Origin of the sequence: Bacillus sp. SG-1, assembly GCF_000181495.1 — a bacterium.
Classification (GTDB): domain Bacteria; phylum Bacillota; class Bacilli; order Bacillales; family Bacillaceae_B; genus Rossellomorea.
In genome coordinates, this window is the sequence record NZ_ABCF01000134.1 from 1 (window position 1) to 2,377 (window position 2,377).

Annotated in this window: 2 protein-coding genes; one reads left to right on the plus strand and one right to left on the minus strand. The window is 41.9% G+C overall.

Annotated elements, in window-relative coordinates:
• Positions 1–1,244: UDP-N-acetylmuramoyl-L-alanyl-D-glutamate--2,6-diaminopimelate ligase (locus tag BSG1_RS19045; protein ID WP_006838867.1), on the plus strand; the 1,244-nt coding region annotated here is incomplete at its 5' end.
• 36 nt (positions 1,245–1,280) lie between these two features.
• Here BSG1_RS19045 and BSG1_RS19050 read toward each other — a convergent pair.
• On the minus strand, positions 1,281–2,351 hold the full coding sequence (locus BSG1_RS19050; protein WP_006838868.1) for an FUSC family protein: 1,071 nt from the start codon (positions 2,349–2,351) through the stop codon (positions 1,281–1,283).
• Positions 2,352–2,377 lie beyond the last annotated feature (26 nt).

The following is a 2,377-nucleotide window of genomic DNA, read 5'->3' on the forward strand; positions in this document are numbered from 1 at the left end:
AAGCGGCATTGGTGGTTGTGAAGGACACTTTTAAAGCTATGGCCCAGCTTGTCAATAAATATTATGATTATCCTTCTCTTAAAATGAATGTAATTGGTGTGACAGGAACCAACGGGAAAACGACCGTAACGAACTTGATCCATTCCATCCTCCGAAATGATGGTCAGCGTTCTGCCCTTTCCGGAACTATTGGATTCGATCTGGACGGTGAGTTGTTCCCAAGTGAAAATACTACCTGCGATGTAATGACAAATCAGGAAATGATTCAAAAAGCATTAGACAGGGATATAGAGAATATGGTACTGGAAGTTTCCTCCCACGGGCTTTCCCTTGGCAGGTTATGGGGAGTGGATTTTGATGTAGTTACGTTCACGAACTTGAGCCATGACCACCTCGACTATCATCAAACTATGGAACATTACGGATACGCAAAAGGCCTGCTTTTCTCTCAGCTTGGCCAAAACTTAGCCAATCCGAAATACGCTGTTCTGAACAGTGATGATGAATGGTATGAAAGATATTCCACAATGACAGCTCATGAAGTGATCAGTTACGGACTAGAGACATATGCGGATTTCAAAGCAGAAAACATTCAGTATTATAATGATCTGACTACTTTTACACTGCAATCGCCTGAGGGTGTTTTTGAAGTGGAATCAAAATTGTTAGGTAAATTCAATGTATATAATATACTCGCAGCAATGGCAACCTTGTTTGCGAAAGGAATGTCTGTAGAGAAGCTTGTGACGATCATCAAGGACCTTCCCCCTGTCAGCGGACGCATGGAAAAAGTTCATTCTGATGCACCTTTATCCATGTATATTGACTATGCCCATACACCTGATGCCATAGAAAATGCGATTCAATCTGTCCTTCCATTCAAGGAGAATAAAATTATCTTCCTCGTCGGAACTGGAGGTAACAGGGATAAATCCAAGCGCCCGTCAATGGCTGAGAAGGCATCGATTGCTGATTATGTTGTTTTGACAACAGATGATCCGCGTTATGAAAGTTATGATAGTATCGTCAATGATCTTGGAAAAGGAATGAGACACGGAAACTATGCTTTAATTGGAGACCGTGAAGAGGCAGTTAAACATGCAGTTGACGTTAGTGAACCGGGAGATATCATTATTTTTGCCGGTAAAGGACATGAGGACTACCAGATTATTGAGAATACCAAGTATCCACACAGCGACAAGGAAATTGCGATTCAGCGCTGCAAAGAAAAGTACGGTGTTTAAAAAACTAAGCCGGAGGGGTTATTCCTTCCGGCTTTTTTAATCTTGTGCCTGTATAAGGGACGTGTCGTTTCGGTGCTGCATTTCGTCGATATGTGATAATTCTTCCGTCAGGTCCTGAATGGACAGCAGCTCATAAAGCAGCACGGTTTCCGTTGAGAAAAAGTGGTGATGGTCTGTTTCTTTGACCTCTTTTAATTCATCTTTGACATGCCAAAATTCCTCCAGGAGTTCTTTATATTTCTTATAGTGCACTTCTGAAATAGTATGCTTGGGATCCTGGATGATTTCTACAAGGGATTGTACCGCAGTAATAATCTTTTTTTGTTTCTCTTCCTCCCAATTTATATCGTGCTGAGGAAGGAGCATCAGATTTCCTAAATGGTAATGTATTTGTCTCAGTATGCTCAATTTTTTATTTTCATAATGGAATTCTTTCATTTCTTTCCGGCTGTGACGGTGGTATTTCCATTCCTTCCGCTGGTACCGGCAAAGTTTTTCAATGGTATCCATCGACTTGTTGACTTCCTGGAAAAGAAAACGGGTTCTTGCTTCGGCTTTTTTATCAAGAATCAATTCAATGATCCTTGTCTCAAGCAGGTTGCCTGTTTTCACGAAAAGATTATGGACCATGGTTGTGATGCGCGGTGAGTAATTAGGCGGCAGCACGAAGATATTGACAAGGGTGGATATTACTAGGCCTATACTTGTTGATCCCAATCTTGAAACAAAGGATAAGAAGTAATGGTCATTGGTAGTCGGTATCATCGCCACGGCCGTTAATGTTGCAACCAGCATGCCGTCTTCCAGGTGCAGCTTGTGGCATATCACAATTGTAAATAACGTAGCAAGAGTATAGGTGAGGGGAGTATCACCAAAAAAGAACGTGAACAATATGGCCAGTGCTGCACCAATCGCAGAAGCGGGAAAGCGCACGAGACCTTTTCTGATTGAATCAGCTGCCGTAGGTTCAACCGTCACGATAGCCGTGATCACCGCAAAAGCTGCAGGCAGGTTCAGCCAATAACAAATTAAGGCCGTCAAAAAAACGGCAATTGCCGTTTTGATTACTCTGCCGCCTATAAGTTTGAACTTTTTTACCTTTATCATATAAATTTGCTCCTTTGCTTCTTAAT